We start from the raw sequence: 17,240 nt of genomic DNA on the forward strand, positions 1-17,240 counted from the left end.
ACTCCTTACACTTTTTGGTCCATTAACATTCCAAGAAAATCAGTCATTGCGGCATAAGAATCAAGCAGCTTTTTTGAAGGAATTTCTTTGATGACTTCTTTCGATACTTCATCGACAATTGTGACGTAATATTCTTCCAAGTCTTCATGGAATTCAAACTTTAAATGGGCAGATGTGGGCCGAAGGAAATCATTTATTCCCTTCACAGCTTTTTCCATTTGCTCTTTTGTAGGTTTTACAGTTTGTTCCGCTACTCCTATTGATACCTGTGCTGTATGATCCGTAATTTTTTTTGATTGTAATGGCTGTCCCACATTTGCAACTTTGTTTACTGACTCTCCTATCCTGTTCATATTTCCATCCCCTTGAGTTTTATATTATTGATATCGGCATTTCAACAAAATTTTTAACCTTTTATCTAAATAACAAAAAGCCACAAAAACATTTTGTGGCTTTGAATCATTGTCATTAATTCAATAACATTTCAGCTATCTTAAAATCCATCTCATCATCTATATCAATAGAATGTCGTTTGTCCATGACATACGCGTAGCTGCGATCGTGATAGAGGTCTACCCTGTCAGAAAGATGACTCGTTTTCACAAGATAAATCGCACCGTTCAGCCGATAATAGACAGGCAGCTGCTGTCTCGGTGTGCTCAATATGTCATCAGAAATGAACCCTGATAAGGAAAGATCCAAAGGAAGCGTATTCGACCACAACGGAGAGTGATCGGTCTCACAAACAGAGACCACCGAATCCGCCTCCTTTTCTTTCATTAGGTTATACGCACCGACGATATCCTCTCTCGTCCTAAGTGGAGAAGTCGGCTGAAGCAGGCACACCGTTTCAAACGTTTTTCCTCTTTGCTCATAATACCCCAGCACGTCTTCCACCACGTCCCAGGAAGAAGCCTGATCAGATGAAAGCGACGCATCACGAAGGTAAGGAACCTGTGCGCCATACTGTTCGGCAATCCTGGCATATTCTAGGGAATCTGTTGACACGATCACATGACCAAAACAGCCACTATTAAGCGCTGCCTCAATCGTATAGGCCATCATCGGCTTTCTATTTAAAGGTTTAACATTTTTATCCTTCAGCCCTTTAGATCCACTTCGTGCCGGAATAATCGCGAGATGACTCATCCCTTCACCTCCAGATCATAAAACGTCTTTTTCAAGTCCATCTCCCCATCAAAAACCTGTTGAAGAATCGTCCGGATCTTGTCTGATGTCTTTCCGTCTCCATAGGGATTAACCGCTTTTTTAGCCTGTTCCTGAAACGCCGGAGACTGCGCCTGACGGATCGCGTCCCTAATGGCGTGCTCTTTTGGTTCACAATTAATCACACTCTCTGCCTGCATCCGTCCCTTTTGACGATCCCCGATATTAATCGTCGGCACACCGAAGCTTGGCGCTTCGATTAATCCGCTTGAAGAGTTCCCGATGACCATCTGACAGCCTTTCATAGCACTTAAATAGCGTGTAAGACCCAGAGAAGTAAAGGCTACGGCGTGTTCATGTTGAACACAATACGCATCAATTTTCCGGTTGATTACACGGCCTTCTGCATCGGCATTGGCTTTCGTAAAGAGAAAGGTCATATCTGGAAAACTTGCACATGCCGCAAGCAGTTCCTCAATTTGGGCTTCTGCCTGATACTGTTCCAGGGTCACGGGATGGAACGTGACGAGGGCATAAGGTTTTTCCAACGAGAAATCAAGCGATTTTTCCAGTTCTTCCTTTGTCAGTAAGGGTTCTTGTAATACATTCTCAATCCCGAGTGCCCCAACGGTATGAACACGATCAGGGTGTTCTCCCAACTGGATCACCCGTTTGCGGTACGCTTCCGTACTCGTCAAATGGAGGTAGCTGATTTTCGTGATCGCATGACGGACCGATTCATCCACGGCCCCTTCTGTGGTTTCGCCTCCGTAAAGGTGGGCAATCGGGATCCGCTGATTCATCGCAACGAGACTGACCGCGAGCGTTTCATAGCGGTCCCCAAGGACAAGAAGCAAATCCGGTTGTATGCGGGCAAAATAATCCGCAAAGCTGATCATCGCAAGGCCCATGGATTTCGAAATGGCAGCCGGCGTATCCGCACTGATCAACATTTCGATTTTCTCATCAATCTCGATCCCGTCGTGTTCAATGTCCCGATAGGTTAAGCCAAACTCCGGTGAGAGGTGTGCCCCCGTGACCACCACTTTCACATCCAAAGTCTCCACTTCCCGAAGCGCCTGAATGACCGGCTTTAACAAGCCATACTCCGCCCGGGTTGCCGTTAAAATACTCATCGTTTTTACCATTCGATCAACTCATCCTCTTGAAAATCACGGGAGGCTTTTTCCCCGATCACCTCAAACCATTTCATCGGGCTGATACCGGATCCGGGTCTTTTCACGGTCAGGTTCTCTTCGGTAAACACAGTCCCTTTTGAAATGGGACGAGCCGCCACAATGCTTTTTCGCGCGATGACTTTATTTTTTTCTTCCGATGCCGCCGGTTTCTTTTCGCCCTGTCCGATCGCAACCTCGACATGGCGGATTGCGGTGATCATCGCTTTTAATTCATCCGGTTCCAGACTCGCCTGATGATCCGGACCTTCCATCGTCTGATCTAGTGTAAAATGCTTTTCAATCACAGTTGCGCCGAGTGCGACGGCCGCAATCGGCACTTCGATGCCTTTCGTATGATCGGAATAGCCAACTGGCAACTGAAAGTGTGTTTCCATCGTTTTCATCGCAGAAAGATGGACGTCCTCAAAAGGCGCAGGGTATTCCGTGGTACAATGAAGCACCGTAATCGGACCGGCTCCGTATTTTTTTAGGACGTCAATGGCTTCCTGTACTTCCTGCATGGTGCCCATACCCGTTGAGACAATGACTGGCTCCTGAAGGCGGGCAATTTTGATTAGATACGGAAGATTGGTTAGATCCCCGGAGGGGATTTTCCACGTTTTCATCCCCAGCCCAGCTAAGAAATCGATACTGTCTGCGTCAAAACCGGTGGAGAGAAACTCAATCTCCTGTTCCTGACAATAATCATACAGCTCCTGAAAGTCCTCAAACGATAACTCCAGCTTTTTTAACATCTCATACTGGCTTTCTTTTCGCCCTGTATTTTTTTCCTGATAAGCAGCCTGTACAGCGGTTTTCGTCGTCAGATGTTTGGCAACAAACGTCTGAAATTTAATACAATCTGCGCCTGCTTTTTTCGCTTCATCTACCAGTTGTTTAGCCAAATCAAGCCGGCCGTTATGATTGACACCGGCTTCAGCGATAATATATGTACTCATTCTTTTTTACGCTCCTTACATGGATGTCCATAAGCAAAGGAATGGGAAGGAAAAGAAGTCGTGACCACACTGCCCATCCCAATCATCACCTTGTCTCCGATTTCCAGTTGTTCACGAATTACGCTGCCCGCCCCAATATGGGAAAGGGAGCCGATCTTCACACCGCCGCATAATACCGTACCCGGCGCAACATGACTATACGCACCAACTTGGCAATCGTGTTCAAGAACAGAAGACGTATTGATGATCGCGCCTTCTTCAATCCGCACATTGGCGTTGACCACCGCCCGTTTCCCAATATAAACACCTTCTCCCACCTCAGCGTATGGGCTGACAATGGCTGACGGATCCACAATGTTTGGAAGCTGAAAGTTCATCCTTATCAGCTTCTCTGAGATTTGTGCACGTAACTTATGATCCCCTAATGCGACAAATGCCTTTGAATACCCTTGTTCAAAAAGTCCAGGGAGGTCTTCATCTGTTCCTACAATCGGACAGGATAGAAGGGTTTGTCCTACTTTTTCCTGACGATCCACCACAACGATGTGTTCATACGCTTTGGTGGCTAAAAGAGAATCCAATACTGATCGGCTGTGGCCTCCGCCACCCACCATCACGAGTTTATTCATGGGATCCTTCCAGACGCTTTCTCATGTTTTCCATTTCATCGAGCTGTCCCATATCCATCCATGCCTGTTCACTGATGGGATACACGCCGATTCGCTCGCCTTTGGCTTTATAGCGCTCAATAATATCCGGAAATCCGATCGCCTGATGATCTTCCATCTCTTCAATCACGGATGGTTCGACGATATACATGCCGGTATTCGTAAAAAAGCGGAGCTCCGGTTTTTCCTTCATGGCTTCAATTTCTCCAGATTCATTGATTTCAATGACACCATACGGAATTTTCACATTTTTTAATGAACAAACCATTGTAATAAGATTTCGTTCTGAATGATGATAATTCACCATCTTTTCATAATCCTCTTCAATCAGAATGTCACAATTCGTCAGTATAAAAGTCGAATCAATTTTCCCTTTTAATAAACTGATGCCACCTCCTGTGCCCAATGGTTGATCTTCATCCGCATAAGACACCTCGTACGGCTTATCAATTTCATTAAAATACGCTTTAATCATGTTTTTCTTATGATTCACAATCAAATGAAACTGTGTGCTCCCAAACTGGTGAAAACGATTGACGATATGTTCAATAATCGGGATTTCTCCAATGGGAATGAGCGGTTTCGGTAAAATCTTTGTATACGGATACAACCGGGTCCCCAATCCGCCAGCCATCACGACAACAGGGACTTGTAAATTCTTTTTCACCTTGACTTTCTCTTCATTCCATAATGACACGGCGATAATTTCATGATCCTCATTCACAATCGGCAGGGCCTCAATGGCATATTGCTTCATGAACGCTCGCGCATTTTTTTCTTCATGGTCAGGGAGAAACTTCGGCTCATAATTGGCAATATCCTCGACTTTTGCTTCCAGATTTCCTTTTTTTAAGATCCACCTTCTGATGTCTCCATCGGTGATCGCCCCAACAAACCGGTCGTCTCTTGTGACAAACAACACTTTTTTGGCAACGGCATCAAGCTGCGCCATCGCGTCTAACATGGTCGCTTTTTCATCAATTAAAAACGCCTGTACATCCATTTTTTCACCCTCCCCTTACTGAAGACTTCACATTGATACACCCAGCCAGGGCTTGAATGACCCGGTCTACATCTTCCCTAGTTAAATTGGAACTGCACGGAATATTGATGATCCGATTTAAATAGTAAGGGGCTTTTTCAATGTCATAGCTTTGACTCCCCTTGTACGGAGGCTGTTCATGAATCAGATCCCAAATGGGACGCGCCTGAATCCTTTCCTGATGGAGGAACTGAATCAATTCATGCCGACTGATACCCGCTTGATCATCGATCATCAACGCGTAAAACCAATAATTCGACCGGATGGACGGATCAAATTCAAGCAAAGAGAACGCATCACTCGTGTTCAAGGCTTGTTGATAACGCTTAAAGTTTTCTGTCTTTGTTTTAATAAAGGTTTCCAGCTGTTCCAGCTGGGCAAGACCCAAGGCAGCCTGGAGATTGGTCATCCGGTAATTGTAGCCGATTTCATCATGCGTATAATATAACTCATCACTTTTCGCCTGAGTGGTGAGATGCTTGGTCCGTTTCAATCGCGCTTCATTCTGGGAGACGATCATTCCTCCGCCACCCGTTGTCATGATTTTATTCCCGTTAAAGGAATACACGCCCATCGACCCGATGGTACCGGCATATTGACCTTGAAAACGTCCCTTTATGTAATAGGATCCAATCGCCTCTGTCGCATCTTCAATGACAGGAAGATTATAATCTTCTGAAAGCGCCATGATCTTGTCCATATCGGCCATATTGCCAAATACATGGACCACGACAATGGCTTTAATTTGTCGCCCTGTCTCGTTATTGATCAGTTTACCATTGGTAAACGTACATTCATCTTCAAAGAAGCGTTTCATTTTCACCGGGTCGAGGCAAAGCGAATCATCACAATCCATAAAGATTGGGTCCGCGCCCAGGTACTTCACTGGATTGACCGCGGCAATAAACGTCAACGTCGGCACGATCACCTCATCCTGAGCCGTCACACCACATACCTGAAGGGCAATATGTAAGCCCGCAGTCCCGCTCTGACAGGACACCGCACCGGTTGACTTCACATAGTCAGCGATTTTCTGTTCAAATTCATCAATATAGGGTCCACCTGTAGAAACCCACTCCGTCTGGACGGCGTGGGTCACATAAGCTAATTCATTTCCTTTTAAATTCGGGACAGATAATGGAATAAATGGTTTGGTCATAATCTGAGCCCCCTTAGATGTTGTAGATATCCGCTTTATATTTAGACAGATTGTCTTTAAAAAACGCAATCGTTTCCGCAAGTCCTTCTTCAAAAGTGTACCGCGGAGTCCAGTTCGTTAACCGCTTGATCTTTTCGTTCGATCCAAGCAGACGGTTCACTTCACTATTCTCAGGTCGTAAACGCTGCTCATCACAGATGATGCTGGCAGCCGGATTAATCTGGCGAATCAGCTCCTCTGCCAGTTCTCCGATCGAGATTTCCTGTTGGGTAGCGATATTGATTTCTTCCCCAATGGTGTTGGAAGATTTGGCAATCTCAATAAAGCCATTGGCTGTATCTTTCACAAAGTTGAAATCACGGGTAGGCGTTAAAGAACCGAGTTCAATGTCTGTTTTACCCGCTAATAGCTGGGTAATGATCGTCGGGATCACTGCGCGGGCAGATTGCCTTGGACCATATGTATTAAAGGGGCGTACAATGGTAATTGGCATATTGAAACTGCGATAGAAAGATTCCGCCAATCGGTCCGCACCGATTTTGGTCGCTGAATAAGGAGACTGCCCCTGATATGGATGGGCCTCATCAATCGGGACATATTGGGCCGTGCCATATACTTCTGATGTAGACGTAATCAAGAGCCTGGAAGTATCAAGCTCACGTGCAGCCTGAAGCACATTTAACGTCCCTTTAATATTCGTATCAACGTAGGTATCCGGTGAATGATAGCTGAATGGAATCGCAATCAGCGCAGCCAGATGATACACCTCATCCATGCCCTTCATCGCTTCTTTAACACCATTCGGATCTCTCACGTCTCCTGTAAAAACCTCGATCTCATTCAGGACGTCTTTTGGCAAATCATCCAGCCACCCCCAGTTATTAAAGGAGTTATAATAGGCAAATGCTTTCACCTGATGCCCTTCTTTGACTAACTGTTCAACTACATGGCTGCCGATAAAACCGTCGGCGCCTGTGATTAAAATTTTTTTATTCAAATTTATTACCTACTTTTGTTTGACTTTTATTTGACTTAACCAGTTTTCTAAAATGGGCTTGATTTCATATGTCAGAATATCAGATATCAATATCGTGTCTGCATTCTTTAATCCATTTTCAATTTCTATAAGGAAAGGATCAAGCACAGAAATATCTATTTTTACCACTAAATTCAAATTATTTAAGTTGTGGATGACATCAGTAGTCCACTCCACACCTTTCAAAAAATCAGCCAATAATAATGCAGCTTCCTCTGTTTTGTTTTGATAATAAAAGTTGGAAATATCATCAGAAGCAATAATCAGCTTACCCAGGTAATCATGTAGCGTAGCGTATATATCTTGAATATCATAACTCATTTTCTCACACCTCAATCACTAAAATAAATTACTGTTTATAGATATATTACGAGATTTCATCAATCCACGTAAGGGCTTTTTCAGAAGAATGAGCAATTCTCTCATATAGCTCTACGGACAATTTTTTTAAATCTTCCTCACGATTTTTATTGTCATCAAAATTTTGAATAGTACGTAAAACCCTTTCAACTACTGGCTGAAACAAATAATACATCAAATCATTTTTTAAAAGTTCTTTCAGCTTTTCATCGATTTCCTCTAACTTCTTCAATTCACTCTTAGTCCAGTCTTCCTGATTAGTTATCGTTTGTTTTAAATGAGTTAATGCTTCCTCTGCCAGTTCTTTTATTCTATTAACATTATATTTTTCTCTTTTAACTAGCTTATTAAATGTGTCTTCCTGATATCCAATTTTATCAATCTGGTCTAAATAAGCCTTTAAATTCGGTTTTTTAAATTGCTCGGGATAATTATTCAAAAAATCTTCGAAGGAGATATTTTTTGCACCCTCTATATATACTCCACCTTCTGTTGCATTAAAAACCCTACTGTTGGGATTGAAAATAGAAAGGTAGTGTTCAAACTGATTTTTCATTGATAAAAAAGGATAGTCTGTTTTTACTTCTCCCCCATAATAACCTTTTACAGGGATTAATTTTTTCTGTTGCGGCTCAATTTTTTTGCTAAGTCTGTTGCCATCCGCATGGCTTTTTTCAGCAGTATAAGCTAAATCCTGACCAATCAGGCAAACTGGTCCACTTGTTAATTTCATTGCGATGTCAAGGCTGAAGTTGGCTACGGAACCGCCGCCCATTATTTTAGTAACCTCGCATTCAAATAATTCATTAATAATTTCAGATGTATTTCCATATAGATCAAAGATCACTTTCATGCCTTTATGATGTTCAAGAACTTTGTGATTTAAAATTAGCGGATAAAATAATGGAATGTCATCAAAATTAACATCTTTATAATGTTCATAATTTATTGGTGCTCCATCTATATTTACCAGAATATCAGGCTTTATACCATTCGTTAGAAGAGAGTTAAGTGTTGATCCTGCACAAATAATAAAAACCGTATGCTGAATTTCTTTTAGTCTTGATAAATGTTTATTTAGCGATGGTCCCCCCGAAACAATAATAATTGGAAATTCAAAACAATTTAAAAGGTTGTTTATGGGGATGGAATGTTTGGAAGAGGCTAGATTAAGAAAAAAGTTTTTTTGCCAGTATTCAGAAAAAAAATTAGTTGTATTTTTATTGACGAGAGCGCTATAAAGCTGCTCTTTTATAACATCTATGATTTGAGTATAATATTCCTTAAAAACCTCACAGTATGCCTGGTGCTCCATAAAATTCAGTTGATGAAGAAATTTGGAAGCATGCTGCTGAATCAATTTTTTAACTTCTTTAATATCCTGACCGACAAATAGTATACATTTATCAGGATTATCGATAATCAGTTTTAAATTTATATGTTCCTTAAGTTTATTAAATACTGTTTCGTCCGGTTCAATAATTAATAGAAAGGTATCATCTGTCATAGAATTAAGAATTTCCTCTACTTTATAACCAAGTCCCACTCCGAATAGAATGTTAAAATGCTTTCTTTTAAAGTGATTCTTCACATATAACTGAGCTTCGCGTAGAGGGTCATACTTGCTATGTACGTAGAAATCATTTAATTTTACCGTTAACTGCTCTGCCCGTCTGCAATTCTCAAATCTAACCTCTACATCCGTTTCAGGATTAAGAAATATATTGTGCATCATCTGTAAAACCCCTTATTTAAAAAGACAACCTGAAAGGTTGTCTTTTTAATCTATAATATTATCGAAGTAACTGAAGAACTGCCTGAGGCTGCTGGTTAGCTTGAGCTAACATAGCCTGAGAAGCCTGGTTAAGAATGTTAGACTTAGTAAAGTTCATCATTTCTTTGGCCATATCAACGTCACGAATACGTGATTCAGCAGCTTGTAGATTCTCAGCACCAGTCTGAAGGTTTTTGATCGTGTGCTCAAGACGATTCTGAACAGATCCAAGGTTTGAACGCTCTTCAGATACCTTTTCCAAAGCATCGTTAATTGTTGTAATTGCAGCAGTAGCAGCTCCAAATGAACCTACACTATTTGCAATACTAGCCACATCAAGCCCGTTTGCACCAGCCGTCATGATGTTAATGCTTAATTTAATATTCTGACCGGAGTTAGCTCCAACCTGGAAATTGTAACTACCCGCACTCTGAATCAGCTTCTGCGTATTGAATTCAGTTTCTGTACCAATACGAGTAATTTCTTCTGTTAACTGAGTTAGCTCAGCCTTAATTGCATCACGGTCAGCAGTTACGTTAGTATCATTTGATGCCTGAACAGCTAGTTCTCTCATACGCTGTAGAATTGCATGAGTTTCGTTAAGAGCTCCTTCAGCAGTCTGGATTAAAGAAATACCATCCTGTGAGTTACGGGAAGCCTGTTCAAGTCCGCGAATCTGACCTCTCATTTTTTCAGAAATTGAAAGACCAGCTGCGTCATCTCCAGCACGGTTAATGCGAAGACCAGAAGATAGTTTCTCCATTGATTTTCCAGCTGCGTTAGTGTTCATACCCAGCTGACGGTGAGAGTTCATTGCATTTAAATTGTGATTAATAATCATGTATAGTTCCTCCTTGAGTGTGTCCATTCACTTCCTTGTGAATGGTTGTATTTTTAGCTGTCCGTGCAGGTCGGCCGCCCTGCATTTCCCGCTTACATAGTTAATATCGTCTGCTTATGATAAACCTTTAATACTTTTTTTCAATTCGGCAAATTTTTTTAACGGTGTATTTTCCCACCCATTGATATATGCTCCACCCTCAGTGCAGTTAAATAAGTATAAGTTTTTATATGTGTCGGCATATTTCTCAAACCATGCCCTGTAGATCGATAAGTTTCGTGAAGTTGGAACCATTCCGTTTTGATCATAATTTTTCACCATCATCGACCAGCTTTGTGTAACATACTCAATTACAGCAGGGCTTTCACTCGCATGAGTTTTGTTGTTTGTATAGGCAAGATCCTGTCCGACAAGCGCTATTTTTTCCCCACCCATAAATACCATTAAATCAAGAAGAGCGGTTGCAACTGACCCACCCGTCTGTATCAAAGGCTCTTTTTCAGCACTGGCGGCAGCTTCGGCTAAGCGAAAATCCTTCTGAAATACAACATATTTTGGACCCTTATGTAATAATACTGTCCCGTGATAGCTTGTACACAAATAAAAAAGTGGGGTCGTGGGAAGCTTAACATCCTTCAACTGTTGTAATGTTTCAGGATTCGCATCGGTAATCATAAAGAAATCAGGAACAATTTTTTGTTTTATTAAAGGTCGAAGAGCGGTTCCAACAGCTCCAATTACAATATCTGAACGATGTCTAATCTCTTTTAAAAGTGGAAGCTGTTTATCAAGTGAAGGCCCGGCTGAAACTAATATCATTTTTTTATTATGATAAATGTCTTTAAATTCTGAGATACTTTTATCATTTAGTTTCATATTTTCAGTGAAATTATCAATCATACGAGTCAATTGTTTTCCAATCGAATCTTTTTGTATTTGAATATTTTTGATTTGTTCAACGAGGCTTTTGTATTTAGAATCAACAATTTGAAGAGAAGGATGATAAATGAGCAGGTTCGTATAATCTAAGGTGAAAAGTTTATTTTTAAATGCATTCAGATCTAATATTTTCACCTCACTTAAGGATGTTAAATATCTGCCAACTTCAGTATCAGCAAACCACTCTTTATAATTTTCATTAAGCTCAATGATATTAACCTCAGACATGCTTGCTTTTCTCAATAAACTGATAATATGGTACCCTGCTCCGATTCCAATAATATATACTGGTTTTTCATCATTGATTTCATGAATAGCTTTTTCAGACCAATTGTCAGATTCTTTAAGAGGGTCATATTTACTATGAAAATGAATTACCCGATCTTTTATTGTGATTTTTACTGTGGGTTTTGTCCGTGTGTTAACTAATTCAAATCTCACTCTATCACCTCTAAAAAAACAAACCTATCCTCAACGGACAGGTCAGCCTTTTAATAATTTTGATAAATCGCTATGCCCTTTTGCTGCAGCTTCATTCTCCTCCTGAATCGCCAAAAACACTTCTTTACGATGAATATCCACATGTTTTGGAGCATGAATCCCCAGCTTTACCTGATCACCTGATACAGATAGAACAGTCAACTCTATATCATTTCCTATACGAATGGCTTCACCTGTTTTTCTAGTCAATACCAGCATGCGCTCACTCCTTTACTGCTGCCGCTGCAACCGGCTGCCTTCTGGAGTAGTCGTTCAAAATAATCTGTTTTGCTTTACGATTAGTCGTGTTTAAGACAAGTGGTGCCTGCAGATTAGCTGTCGTTTCTTTAAACGGATCTCTCACCGTTAAGATGACATAAACCATAGACTGTTCTGGTTTTTCAAGCTGAAGCGCATGAGTGACTGCATCATCCAGCTTAATCTCGTATTCTTTATAAAATGAAAAAGGATCTGTCACAATAAAAGCGAGGGCTTCGTTATTCACTGACTGAAGAACATAAAACACTGAATTTTCCTCAAAAGATAGAATAACAAACTGTTTTTCACCCTCAAATCCCGGGATGCCCTGTTCAAAATGCCAGATCTCATTTTCTTCAATATCTATTGTTCCATGATACTTGGTTGAGAGTTTCATTGAAACAGCTCCTATATCTTATATTTCGATGTTAACTGTACTGAATCTGATCGAATTTAGCTGACGCATATGAATTTCCACTTCGCGTGGTGTATAGTTAATAATTGGTTTTCTTGCCCTGGAGTTATTGATAAAATCACCTTGTGTAAATTGAATATCTGTTGTGCCAGGCTGATAGTTCATTTTTACGCTGAAAGGTGGCGGCACAAATCCAATGTTAAAAGAAGGAGGTGGACCTTCATAGTTCCTTTTTGCAATGGATTTAATCGCATCCCCACCGTTTTCAATTCTCATCAATTCATCACCTTCGGAAGCCGCACGCGCCATTCCTTTAAGTACGTCCTGATTTCCTTCGGCAGCCCACTCCCGAATCCGTCTCGAGATCGGTTTAATATCCATTGAGGCCCATGCTTCTGTCTGGTCAATCGTTAACCATCCTTTTGTGGTCTCAATAGACAGTTTTGCTGGCTTTTGCTGAAGGTCCAGTTCAGCATGAGGTTGTTGAATGGACTGTTCGCCTTTTGGTGACCGCATACCGATTTTCGCTTGTGTTGTTTCAATTTGAATTTGAGGAATCTGCATGTGTTATTCCCCTTTCTGTATTACCTCAGGAAATCCATTAAGGACGGTTGAATAATTCTGGACCCAACTGACAGTGCAGCACGATGTACACTCTCCGATACTTTCATATCTGTAATTACCTTTTCAAAATCAATATCTTCGTTATCAGACATCACACGTGTCGCGATGACTTCCTGTTCATTGACACGCGAATCCATTAATTCGATACGGTTATAACGTGCACCGAGTGAAGAACGTTCATTTGAAAGATTTGTCATATGAGTATCCATACTGGTGATAAAGTTATTAATGTCATCACCTGAAGAAGTATCGTCTTCTAAAGTGTTAATGATGCTGTCAATATCTGCAAACAACTGTGAAGAGAATACCGTTGTAGGGTCAATGTTTACTTTAATATGAACACCTTTTGAGAGCTCGAGTTCTACAGCTTCACTATTTGTCGGGTACTTTGCTGTTGCAGGGTCCAACGGTGCGGATAACGTATTGGTGCCGTTAAACAAATACTTGTCACCAAACTTGGTATTCCCGATCTCAACAAGATGCTGTTTTAACTGTTCAATCTCCTGCTTTGATGCTTCTCTTTGTTCTGCATCATACGTATCATTTGATACCTGTACAAGGAGTTCTCTCAGCCGTTGCAATGCCTGGTTTGCTTTATCCAGAGAAGAATCCGCATTTTCCACCCAGTTATAAGCTTCAGAGAAATTACGTTTATATTGTTCAACTTCTGTCAGGTTTCTCCGGTAAAGAACACCTTTCATCGCCACAACCGGATCATCAGATGGACGGGCAATCTTTTTCTGGGTGGCAATCTGTTCCTGATATTTTCCCATCTTGTCAAAGCTTTGAGTCAGATTACGAAGCATCTGACTCGAAAGCATGGATTGAGTTACACGCATTTATCTTTCACTCCTTATCTTCCGACTAATCCCATGCCATTAATAATTCGATCCAGCATTTCATCGACCATCGTAATGTTTCGGGCTGCTGCATTATAAGCATGTTGGAACTGAATCATATTTGTCATTTCCTCATCTAATGATACTGAACTCACTGACATTCTTTTTTCATCAACGGAAGCTTTTAATACTTCACTGTTTCCTGCGAGACGGTTTGCCTGCAAAGCCGTTACACCGAGCTTCCCGATGACACCTTCGTAAAAGGAGTTCATCGTAGCATTTCCAAGGACATTAAATGCAGTAAGATCGATTGATGTAGGTGTAGCAAAACCTTCTAAAGCTTGATTTGTTTGGTTCATGAGAAAGCTTTGAATGTTTGACAGGTTTATCGCATTTTTACCATCACCAGCATTAACGGTAGTACCATCAAGCGTGGTTGAAGCTGCAATTTCTGTTGAAATCAGATTTCCCATTTCAAGTAACTTTGAGGCTCCTTTATGATCGCCTGCAGTAAAATCTGACGTATCAAAGAAATCTTTACCCAAGTCTCCGTTTAGATCATATCCAAGCTTGTGAACTTCGTTAAACGTATGAGCAAATGTATACGCCAGCTTATCCAGATCGTCCAGCATATTAGGATAAATCCCCTCAACGACTGTATCACCGGATGAATTCACATACTCATATCCATAGGCTTCTGTAAGTCCTCTCAACTGCCCTTGAGAAAACAAAATCTGACCATTTTCATCAGCAATATTCATAGCCTTACCAGTTAACTCTTTCCCTTCAGCATCAAAGATTGAAAGGCTGCTGATCGTATCCGGTGTAAAAGTTGTGAGCTTACCAGCTCCATTTGAAAACCCAATCTGGTAATAATCATCTTTTGCTACTAAAATTTCTTCTTTTCCATCTGCACCAACAATACTGATATTGTAGAGCCCTTCTGCAACATCTGATGGTTTCCCATCGGATTTAACAGTACTGACTTTAATATGAATGTATCCTGATAGCTCATCTACAAGACTATCTCTCCGATCATACAGATCATTTGGAACATTTCCGTGCGGCTCCACATCAGCGATTTGCGAGTTCACGTCAGCAATCTGTTTTAACAATGAATTCACACTATCTAATGAGACGCTGATTTCATTTCCTATATTTTTATTAATTTGTGTTAATGAGTCATTTAAATAGTGAAATGTATCGACAACCGACTGTCCCCGCTCCAAAACAACGTTTCTGGCACCATCATTTTCTGGGTAAACAGATAAATCCTGCAGTGACTGCCAGAACTCCCCCATAACAGCGCCAAGCCCATTTGAGGTCGGTTCATTAATAATATTTTCCATTTCACTTAAAACTGCTGCTCTTGAATCCCAATACCCAAGCTTATTGCTTTCCTGTCTGTACTGGATGTCCAGGAAATTATCACGCACTCGCTGAATAGATTTTGCCTCGACACCGGTACCCATTTGTCCTGGAAGCTTTGGCATATTCATGGCAGCCGGTGCGAATGGAAGAGTGGATCCCATATTGACTCGCTGACGGGTATAACCCGGTGTATTGGCATTGGCAATATTGTGCCCGGTTGTATGTAACGCACTCTGCTGAGTGAACAAGGCACGTTTAGCCGTTTCAAGCCCCATAAATGTTGAACGCATATAATCCCTCCATTAAATCACGCCTGCGAATCAAAAATTGATTGGACCGGCTGATGTTCATCATCTTCTTTTTTGTAATTAAATGAATCAGGCTGTGGCATCAGTAAATCAAGATTTAACGTCACAAATTGCATAGACTGTTCCAGCAGCTCCTGGTTCAATTCATTAACCGCTTTTAAATCTAGGATGACTGATAAAAGCTTTGACTTCGTTTCCTCTATGTCAGCAGGCATGGTTAAAATCTGCTGTCGCTTCTTTTCTATTGTTTGAATCGAATAGATGTATTTTTGTTCTTCTTTTATGATTCGCTGGAGCTCCTGAAGATCTCCTGACTTGATGATGACTGTCTTTTCGAGTGCAAGATCAAGCAGGCTCTGATGAAGTTCAATTAATTGCTCCAGTAAAGACTTCAATGTCAGTTCACTCATCGTAAACCCCTTTTCCCGTTCTTATTCAACATTTTTTATATCGACATGCTAGTGTCAATTATTAAGATTACGTATAAACATTTATTAGTAACCCCTGAATTTCACCGATCTGGCTCAGGATATCCAATCCTTTTTTCTCTTTATCTAGAACGTTATTCGTCAGCTCTATGAGTTTTGAGTCTACTTCTTTTACAATTTTATAAACTTTTGTTCTTCCTCTGCGGTTAAAACCTCTCTGATCTTCTAATTGCAGAGCGTTATTGACTGCTTCATCAAGAAACTTTTTGACAAGCCCTTTATATTTTCTGAGATCCTCAACCGTTCTGGAGTCTGCGAGCTTCTTTCCTTGTTCTTCCACTTCAACAGACATCGCTGTCAGTTTATCCAAAAGAGTCGTAGTCCGTTTCTTACCCATTACATCTTGAAAACTGACCGATTCCTTAGCGATTTGCTCTTTCTTTTGAGCCTTGGCAGGTCCCTCAGTTCTCCCGACACGTTGTACATCCATTTTTTTCACCTCAACAATATTGTTACTTATTATCCTACCCTTAATTACGAAAAAAGGAAGAGCCGTGAATGGCCCCTCCATTTAAATTTACTGAAGCAGCTGCAGAATTCCCTGCGGCAGCTGGTTTGCCTGTGCAAGCATCGCCTGCCCTGCCTGATTAAGAATATTATTACGAGTGAACTGTGACATTTCCTTTGCCATATCAAGGTCACGAATACGTGACTCAGCTGCTGTGAGGTTTTCGTTGGCAGAAGAAAGATTCGAAACGGTATGTTCCAAGCGGTTTTGGAATGCCCCAAGATTACTTCGTTCTGCGGACACCGTGCTAATTGCATCATTAATGATCGTGATCTGTGCTGAAGGATCTGTTAAAATAGCCGCCTCAACACCGTTAATACCGAGTGTAGTGCTGTCCATCTGTCCAATGACGAGATTCATATCTTCATTATCATTAGCACCCACCTGGAATGTAAATCCAGTCGCCTCACTACCATCAAGCAGTTTTTTGTTGTTAAACTGAGTTGTTTCTGCAATTCGGTCAATTTCTTCTGTCAATGCACCAATTTCATCCTGAATCGCTTCAAGGTCTTGGGTTTCCAGCGTTCCATTGGAAGCCTGTACTGCCAGCTCTCTCATTCGCTGTAAAATTTCGTGAGTGGATGAAAGTGCACCTTCGGCCGTCTGAATAAGAGAAATAGCATCAAGAGAATTTCGTTCTGCCATACCAAGTCCTCTGACCTGTGACCTCATTTTCTCCGAAATCGCAAGACCCGCTGCATCATCTGCTGCCCGGTTAATACGAAGACCTGAAGATAGTTTCTCAAGGCTTTTTGAAGTCTGATTCATAGTCTGGTTCAAATTACGGTAAGCATTTAACGCCTGAATATTGTGGTTAATTCTCATG

Annotated in this window: 20 protein-coding genes; all 20 read right to left on the reverse strand. The window is 41.2% G+C overall.

Features of this window, described 5'->3' with window-relative positions:
- Nucleotides 1-5 precede the first annotated feature (5 nt).
- Complete coding sequence (gene flaG / locus H7968_RS00395) at nt 6-353, reverse strand: flagellar protein FlaG (RefSeq protein WP_227394278.1); 348 nt, start codon at nt 351-353, stop codon at nt 6-8.
- Between the two features lie 115 nt (nt 354-468).
- On the reverse strand, nt 469-1,149 hold the full coding sequence (locus H7968_RS00400; protein WP_227394279.1) for an acylneuraminate cytidylyltransferase family protein: 681 nt from the start codon (nt 1,147-1,149) through the stop codon (nt 469-471).
- Nucleotides 1,146-2,315, reverse strand: coding sequence for a UDP-N-acetylglucosamine 2-epimerase (gene neuC, locus H7968_RS00405; RefSeq protein ID WP_227394280.1), 1,170 nt, complete (start codon nt 2,313-2,315; stop codon nt 1,146-1,148). The genes H7968_RS00400 and neuC overlap by 4 nt, the downstream gene beginning before the upstream one ends.
- Nucleotides 2,309-3,304 carry an N-acetylneuraminate synthase gene (neuB, locus tag H7968_RS00410; protein WP_227394281.1) on the reverse strand — a complete coding sequence of 332 codons (996 nt, stop codon included), beginning with the start codon at nt 3,302-3,304 and terminating at the stop codon, nt 2,309-2,311. The genes neuC and neuB overlap by 7 nt, the downstream gene beginning before the upstream one ends.
- A complete protein-coding gene (locus tag H7968_RS00415) occupies nt 3,301-3,933 on the reverse strand; it encodes an acetyltransferase (RefSeq protein ID WP_227394282.1) in 633 nt (210 codons plus the stop codon). Before H7968_RS00415 ends, neuB begins: the two co-directional genes overlap by 4 nt.
- Nucleotides 3,926-4,975, reverse strand: a complete 1,050-nt coding sequence (locus tag H7968_RS00420; RefSeq protein ID WP_227394283.1) for a sugar phosphate nucleotidyltransferase — start codon at nt 4,973-4,975, stop codon at nt 3,926-3,928. The genes H7968_RS00415 and H7968_RS00420 overlap by 8 nt, the downstream gene beginning before the upstream one ends.
- Nucleotides 4,976-4,979: 4 nt before the next feature.
- Entirely contained in the window at nt 4,980-6,173 is a 1,194-nt protein-coding gene (locus tag H7968_RS00425; protein WP_227394284.1) for a LegC family aminotransferase, read from the reverse strand.
- Nucleotides 6,174-6,186: 13 nt separating this feature from the next.
- Nucleotides 6,187-7,176: an NAD-dependent 4,6-dehydratase LegB gene (locus H7968_RS00430; protein ID WP_227395060.1), complete on the reverse strand. Its 990-nt coding sequence runs from the start codon at nt 7,174-7,176 to the stop codon at nt 6,187-6,189.
- Between the two features lie 3 nt (nt 7,177-7,179).
- Nucleotides 7,180-7,530 (reverse strand): hypothetical protein, encoded by a 351-nt coding sequence (locus H7968_RS00435; RefSeq protein WP_227394285.1) that lies wholly within the window; start codon nt 7,528-7,530, stop codon nt 7,180-7,182.
- Between the two features lie 46 nt (nt 7,531-7,576).
- Nucleotides 7,577-9,304 carry a motility associated factor glycosyltransferase family protein gene (locus H7968_RS00440; RefSeq protein WP_227394286.1) on the reverse strand — a complete coding sequence of 576 codons (1,728 nt, stop codon included), beginning with the start codon at nt 9,302-9,304 and terminating at the stop codon, nt 7,577-7,579.
- Between the two features lie 58 nt (nt 9,305-9,362).
- Entirely contained in the window at nt 9,363-10,184 is an 822-nt protein-coding gene (locus H7968_RS00445) for a flagellin N-terminal helical domain-containing protein (protein ID WP_227394287.1), read from the reverse strand.
- 114 nt (nt 10,185-10,298) lie between these two features.
- Complete coding sequence (locus H7968_RS18085) at nt 10,299-11,564, reverse strand: motility associated factor glycosyltransferase family protein (protein ID WP_227394288.1); 1,266 nt, start codon at nt 11,562-11,564, stop codon at nt 10,299-10,301.
- Nucleotides 11,565-11,606: 42 nt separating this feature from the next.
- Nucleotides 11,607-11,822, reverse strand: a complete 216-nt coding sequence (csrA, locus tag H7968_RS00455; protein WP_227394289.1) for a carbon storage regulator CsrA — start codon at nt 11,820-11,822, stop codon at nt 11,607-11,609.
- Between the two features lie 4 nt (nt 11,823-11,826).
- A complete protein-coding gene (fliW, locus tag H7968_RS00460) occupies nt 11,827-12,258 on the reverse strand; it encodes a flagellar assembly protein FliW (protein WP_227394290.1) in 432 nt (143 codons plus the stop codon).
- Nucleotides 12,259-12,276: 18 nt separating this feature from the next.
- Nucleotides 12,277-12,840, reverse strand: a complete 564-nt coding sequence (locus H7968_RS00465) for a DUF6470 family protein (RefSeq protein ID WP_227394291.1) — start codon at nt 12,838-12,840, stop codon at nt 12,277-12,279.
- 20 nt (nt 12,841-12,860) lie between these two features.
- A complete protein-coding gene (gene flgL / locus H7968_RS00470; protein ID WP_227394292.1) occupies nt 12,861-13,739 on the reverse strand; it encodes a flagellar hook-associated protein FlgL in 879 nt (292 codons plus the stop codon).
- Between the two features lie 14 nt (nt 13,740-13,753).
- Entirely contained in the window at nt 13,754-15,400 is a 1,647-nt protein-coding gene (gene flgK, locus H7968_RS00475; protein ID WP_227394293.1) for a flagellar hook-associated protein FlgK, read from the reverse strand.
- A 17-nt stretch (nt 15,401-15,417) separates the two neighbouring features.
- Nucleotides 15,418-15,828, reverse strand: coding sequence for a flagellar protein FlgN (locus H7968_RS00480; protein ID WP_227394294.1), 411 nt, complete (start codon nt 15,826-15,828; stop codon nt 15,418-15,420).
- A gap of 67 nt (nt 15,829-15,895) precedes the next feature.
- The gene (locus H7968_RS00485; RefSeq protein WP_227394295.1) at nt 15,896-16,336 is read right to left on the reverse strand and encodes a YaaR family protein; all 441 of its coding nucleotides are present in this window, start codon (nt 16,334-16,336) and stop codon (nt 15,896-15,898) included.
- Between the two features lie 87 nt (nt 16,337-16,423).
- Complete coding sequence (locus tag H7968_RS00490; RefSeq protein WP_227394296.1) at nt 16,424-17,239, reverse strand: flagellin N-terminal helical domain-containing protein; 816 nt, start codon at nt 17,237-17,239, stop codon at nt 16,424-16,426.
- Between the last annotated feature and the right edge of the window lies 1 nt (nt 17,240).

Origin of the sequence: Jeotgalibacillus aurantiacus, assembly GCF_020595125.1 — a bacterium.
Classification (GTDB): domain Bacteria; phylum Bacillota; class Bacilli; order Bacillales; family Jeotgalibacillaceae; genus Jeotgalibacillus; species Jeotgalibacillus aurantiacus.

Bases quoted from the DNA above. Each gene is read 5' to 3' on its own strand.
- H7968_RS00465 (WP_227394291.1), bottom strand. From the start codon at position 12,840: ATGCAGATTCCTCAAATTCAAATTGAAACAACACAAGCGAAAATCGGT.
- flgK (WP_227394293.1), bottom strand. From the start codon at position 15,400: ATGCGTTCAACATTTATGGGGCTTGAAACGGCTAAACGTGCCTTGTTC.
- flgL (WP_227394292.1), bottom strand. From the start codon at position 13,739: ATGCGTGTAACTCAATCCATGCTTTCGAGTCAGATGCTTCGTAATCTG.
- neuC (WP_227394280.1), bottom strand. From the start codon at position 2,315: ATGGTAAAAACGATGAGTATTTTAACGGCAACCCGGGCGGAGTATGGC.
- H7968_RS00445 (WP_227394287.1), bottom strand. From the start codon at position 10,184: ATGATTATTAATCACAATTTAAATGCAATGAACTCTCACCGTCAGCTG.
- H7968_RS00480 (WP_227394294.1), bottom strand. From the start codon at position 15,828: ATGAGTGAACTGACATTGAAGTCTTTACTGGAGCAATTAATTGAACTT.
- flaG (WP_227394278.1), bottom strand. From the start codon at position 353: ATGAACAGGATAGGAGAGTCAGTAAACAAAGTTGCAAATGTGGGACAG.
- H7968_RS00400 (WP_227394279.1), bottom strand. From the start codon at position 1,149: ATGAGTCATCTCGCGATTATTCCGGCACGAAGTGGATCTAAAGGGCTG.
- H7968_RS00440 (WP_227394286.1), bottom strand. From the start codon at position 9,304: ATGATGCACAATATATTTCTTAATCCTGAAACGGATGTAGAGGTTAGA.
- H7968_RS00420 (WP_227394283.1), bottom strand. From the start codon at position 4,975: ATGGATGTACAGGCGTTTTTAATTGATGAAAAAGCGACCATGTTAGAC.
- H7968_RS00435 (WP_227394285.1), bottom strand. From the start codon at position 7,530: ATGAGTTATGATATTCAAGATATATACGCTACGCTACATGATTACCTG.
- neuB (WP_227394281.1), bottom strand. From the start codon at position 3,304: ATGAGTACATATATTATCGCTGAAGCCGGTGTCAATCATAACGGCCGG.
- csrA (WP_227394289.1), bottom strand. From the start codon at position 11,822: ATGCTGGTATTGACTAGAAAAACAGGTGAAGCCATTCGTATAGGAAAT.
- H7968_RS00415 (WP_227394282.1), bottom strand. From the start codon at position 3,933: ATGAATAAACTCGTGATGGTGGGTGGCGGAGGCCACAGCCGATCAGTA.
- H7968_RS00425 (WP_227394284.1), bottom strand. From the start codon at position 6,173: ATGACCAAACCATTTATTCCATTATCTGTCCCGAATTTAAAAGGAAAT.
- H7968_RS00490 (WP_227394296.1), bottom strand. From the start codon at position 17,239: ATGAGAATTAACCACAATATTCAGGCGTTAAATGCTTACCGTAATTTG.
- fliW (WP_227394290.1), bottom strand. From the start codon at position 12,258: ATGAAACTCTCAACCAAGTATCATGGAACAATAGATATTGAAGAAAAT.
- H7968_RS00485 (WP_227394295.1), bottom strand. From the start codon at position 16,336: ATGGATGTACAACGTGTCGGGAGAACTGAGGGACCTGCCAAGGCTCAA.